The organism is Synechococcus sp. R55.7 (assembly GCF_047461955.1).
Lineage (GTDB): Bacteria > Cyanobacteriota > Cyanobacteriia > Thermostichales > Thermostichaceae > Thermostichus.
Genome location: NZ_JANSIC010000034.1, coordinates 1 through 4,336, shown reverse-complemented (window position 1 = coordinate 4,336; position 4,336 = coordinate 1). Strand labels below are relative to the sequence as shown.

Annotated in this window: 4 protein-coding genes; 3 read left to right on the top strand and 1 reads right to left on the bottom strand. The window is 58.3% G+C overall.

The window, feature by feature from the left end:
• Positions 1 to 139: 139 nt before the first annotated feature.
• Positions 140 to 1,519: an FADH(2)-oxidizing methylenetetrahydrofolate--tRNA-(uracil(54)-C(5))-methyltransferase TrmFO gene (gene trmFO / locus NW820_RS03130; RefSeq protein WP_414329729.1), complete on the top strand. Its 1,380-nt coding sequence runs from the start codon at positions 140 to 142 to the stop codon at positions 1,517 to 1,519.
• A 239-nt stretch (positions 1,520 to 1,758) separates the two neighbouring features.
• Here trmFO and NW820_RS03125 read toward each other — a convergent pair whose 3' ends face one another.
• Entirely contained in the window at positions 1,759 to 2,775 is a 1,017-nt protein-coding gene (locus NW820_RS03125; protein ID WP_187147247.1) for a phosphotransferase enzyme family protein, read from the bottom strand.
• Positions 2,776 to 3,134: 359 nt separating this feature from the next.
• Between NW820_RS03125 and remA the strand changes: the two genes are divergently transcribed.
• Positions 3,135 to 3,404 (top strand): extracellular matrix/biofilm regulator RemA, encoded by a 270-nt coding sequence (gene remA / locus NW820_RS03120; RefSeq protein WP_414330335.1) that lies wholly within the window; start codon positions 3,135 to 3,137, stop codon positions 3,402 to 3,404.
• A gap of 99 nt (positions 3,405 to 3,503) precedes the next feature.
• Positions 3,504 to 4,151: a guanylate kinase gene (gmk, locus tag NW820_RS03115; RefSeq protein ID WP_414388593.1), complete on the top strand. Its 648-nt coding sequence runs from the start codon at positions 3,504 to 3,506 to the stop codon at positions 4,149 to 4,151.
• The last annotated feature ends 185 nt before the right edge of the window (positions 4,152 to 4,336 follow it).

Here is a 4,336-nt window from a genome sequence, read left to right as displayed (position 1 = left end):
TAGTAGCGTATCCCGCCTCTGGGTCACTTGCCTCGTGCAGGTCGGGCCATGCTGAGGGTTGGTATAGTGGGTTTGACCTGAGCCGTTTCCGGCCCTAGCAGGGTGCGCTCCATTCTTCTCTTCCCTCCCGGAGGTTGTGATGAACCCTCCAACTAACCCAAGGGCTTGCAGCCCGCTTGCACGAGCGGGAGCCTTTGCCCCCATCCATGTTGTGGGCGGGGGGTTGGCGGGGACAGAAGCTGCTTGGCAAATTGCCCAGGCAGGGTTGCCTGTCATCCTTTCGGAGATGCGCCCCGTGCGTCAGAGCCCGGCCCATCACACCGATCAGTTGGGGGAGCTGGTGTGCAGCAACTCCTTTGGGGCTGCAGCCAGCGATCGGGCGGCAGGGCTACTCAAGGAAGAACTGCGACAACTGGGATCCCTGGTGATCGCGACGGCGGATTGCCATGCAGTGCCGGCAGGAGGGGCATTGGCAGTGGATCGGGCCCGCTTCAGCCAGGCTCTCACGGAAGCCATTCAAAACCATCCCCGCATCACCCTGCGTCGGGAGGAGGTGACGGAGATCCCGGAGGGCATTGCCGTCCTCTGTACCGGCCCTCTGACCAGCGATCCCCTGGCCAAGGCACTGCAAGCCTTTACGGGCCTGGAGTACCTGAGCTTTTTTGATGCGTCTAGCCCCATTGTTACCGGGGATTCGTTGAACCGAGCGGTGGTGTTTCAGGCTTCCCGCTACGACAAGGGGGAAGCAGCCTATCTCAACTGCCCCATGACGGAAGCGGAGTACGAACGGTTTTGGCGGGCGCTGGTGGAGGCGGAGCAGGCGCCCCTCAAGGATTTTGAACGGGAGGAGCGCAAGTTTTTCGAGGGCTGCTTGCCGATTGAAGAAATGGCGCGCCGGGGCAAAGACACCCTCTGTTTCGGCCCCTTGAAGCCGGTGGGGCTGGTGGATCCGCGCACGGGATCCCGTCCTTACGCGGTGGTGCAGTTGCGGCAAGAGGACAAAGCAGGGCAGCTGTGGAACTTGGTGGGCTTTCAAACCAACTTGAAATGGGGAGAACAGCAGCGGGTCTTTCGCCTCATCCCCGGCCTGGAACAGGCGGAGTTTGTCCGCTTTGGGGTGATGCACCGCAATACATTTTTGAATTCGCCCCAGCTTCTGTGGCCGACCTTGCAATTTCGTCGCCGACCCACGCTGTTTGCCGCCGGCCAGTTGGTGGGCACCGAGGGCTATGCCTGCGCGGTGGCAGGGGGATGGTTGGCCGGACAGAACGCCGCCCGCCTGGCTCTGGGGTTGCCCTTGATCACGCTGCCCCCCGAAACAATGATGGGATCCCTGTTTCAGTTCATCAGCAGCGCCGATCCCAGGCACTTTCAGCCGATGCCGGCCAATTTTGGGCTGTTGCCGGATTTGGAGGGGCGCAAGCTTCGCAACAAGCAGGAGCGCTATGGCCGTTACCGGGATCGGGCTTTGGCTGCTCTGAAAACGACTGGGTTGGTGCGCCAAGTGCAAACCGCCTAGGGGAGCTTGGAGCGTGTTCCCGACCATTGCGATCCAAGTCAAAGTCGAGATTGAGCGTTATCGTCATTTGAAACTAGATTGAGACACTTCCTAGGCGTTTCGCGACCGCCCCCAGCCCCTCTCCCTCTGGGGGAGGAGAGTCGGGAAGCAATGCCACAGAAATATTTAGAAATGTTTCATTCCTATGCCGCGGTAGCAGATCCCAAAACGAGCTGTCAAAAGCTGGGCAAACCTGTTGGCTACCTTCCCTCTTTCCGCTGCTCACAAGACAAAAGGGCGCGCATGGACTCCAACAGTTGGGGTGCCCTCTGGGTGAGGTCTTGATAGAGGCAAATTTGCTGTTGGCAGCGGGCCAGGTTATGGGCTTTGCGGCTGGGGTAGCGCTGGGGATCCCAATTCCAGTAAGCGTCTTCAAACCAATCCTGCAAAAAGCGCATCCCCAATTCCAGGGTAATCAGTTGGATCCCTTGGAGAAGGAGTTCCGGTTGTAGGGCGTGCAAGTTCCCGGTTTGGGCATAGCCCCGCAACCCGGCCAGGATCGCCTCTGGCTGAAGGGTATTTCCTCGTTTGCCCCAGGAGCGCAGGGCATCCCCCAATTCAACATAGAGGTTGTGATACATGAAGGTGTCCAGATCCACCAGGCCCACAAATCGCCCCTGCTCATCGAACAAAAAGTTGTTGAACTTGAGATCGGCATGGATGATTTGAGTTGGGATCCCCGAGGGCAGCAGAAGATTGGGCACAGTTTCGATTAAAAACTGCCATTCTGCCTGCACTTCTGGGGCCGGCTCATACTGGCGTAGCTGTTGCCAAAGGTGAGCCGTATCGTGAAAATGCGGGATCTGGAAGCGAAAACGATAGTCCATCTGGGCCAAGAGTCGATGCAGGCGTCCAACGGCTGCCCCCGCCTCTTCCAGATAGCCCCAATTGGGAGGAGTTGGGTGACAGGATCCCGGCAGACAATCCATGACCCGCCACAGCCCTTCTGCCCAGGACAAGTGCAGGGATCCATCGCGAGCGCGGCGGAATTGGGGGACGGGGAAGCCGTGTTGTCTCAACCATTGGCCGATGGCTTGACCATCTTCAGTGACAGCAGGATCAAATCGGGGGTGAAGGCGCTGGACGATGAAGGATCCCTCAGAGGTGTTGAGTTTCCAAGTTTGGTGAATGAGGCCCACTCGGATGGCTTCGGGTGGCTCTGGATCCCCCAGTTGAAAGTGCTGGACAAGGGGATCCAGCCAAGTCAGGTCAAGCATAGGCAAGGAAGAAATCTATTCAAGCTTGGGGTGCTGGGTCGATCTTTTCGTTTTCAGAGCTGCCTCAAACCGCTTACCACAGCGGCGGCCTTTGAGGCTTACAGTTCAAGTTCCATTGAAGTGGCTTCATGTTGACGATTTTACCGTCCTCGATAAACAGGGCAAGTTGTTTGGGAGGGTGCAGCTTGTTATGCAACCACAGCCTTTTTGCGGCTCACCCGAACGGGACTTGTCGCCAGAACTCACTGCCCAATTGGCCGAGAACTCAGGTGTCGTTGTGGCAAACCCGCGAAAGAGCCCCATTTGCTACCTTAATGAAGGTTGCTGGCCGGACAACCGTTAGGTTCCCTCATCACCCCATGGATACCCGCCTAATCAACATTGGCTTTGGCAACATCGTCGCCGCTGGGCGTGTGGTCGCCATTGTCAGTCCCGAGTCAGCTCCCATCAAACGCATCATCAGCGATGCCCGCGAGAGGGGCCAGTTGGTGGATGCTACCTATGGTCGTCGTACCCGCGCTGTCATCATCACCGATTCCGGGCACGTCATCCTCTCCGCCATCCAACCCGAAACCGTTGCCAACCGCTTCCTGACGGCCAAGCCCGGTTTGCCAGACGAAACCGAGTGAAAGCCATCGCTGTGAGCCGTCTGAGGAACCAGGAGTGAGATATCCTAAAACCAACCCAAACAAGTCAATTGCCCAGCCGTCTTGCGTCGGTCTCTGTCTATGCCAGCCTCTCCTACCCCAGTTCCCTCTGAGTGTACGCAGCAGCAGGGATCCCTTCCGGCTCCTACCCCGCGCGGTCGCTTGGTGGTTTTGACAGGGCCCAGCGGAGTGGGTAAGGGTACGCTGGTCAACCAGTTGCGCCAGCGCCACCCCGAGCTGTATCTCTCGGTTTCGGTCACCACCCGCCCCCCCCGCCCCAGCGAACAGGAAGGTGTCAACTACTACTTTCGCAGTCGGGAGGAATTTCTCAACTTGATTGAAGCCAACGAGCTGTTGGAATGGGCACAGTATGCGGGCAACTTTTACGGCACTCCCCGCGAGATCGTGTTCCAAAAACTCAATCAGGGTCAGGATGTGCTGCTGGAAATTGAGCTGGCGGGGGCCCGTCAGGTGAGGCAACAGTACCCAGATGCCATTCGCATCTTTCTCTGTCCCCCTTCTCTGGAAGAGCTGGAACGTCGCATCCGCGAGCGCGGACAAGACTCAGAGGCCAGCATCGAGCGCCGCCTGGAACAGGCCCGCAAGGAATTGGATGCCCAAGACGAATTTGACTACGTGATTGTCAACGACAACCTGGAGCAAGCGCTGCAGGAGCTGGAAGCCCTGCTCTATCCCCCCTCTCCCTCTTCAAAGGAGCAGCAGCCCTAGCTTCTCCAGCCCCTTCCCGGAACGCTGGTGTCGGTGGTGCAGTGGCTCCAGATTGGGCCTAGGGTTAACTTTCGGTTAAGAAAAAAGCTGCTGGGAAGGGTAGTTTGGCTTTACCAAAAAACTGGGTCTGAAGCCCCGCCCTAAGGCCTACGGCCCGCTGACGCGACCAGGGCGGCTTTTATCTT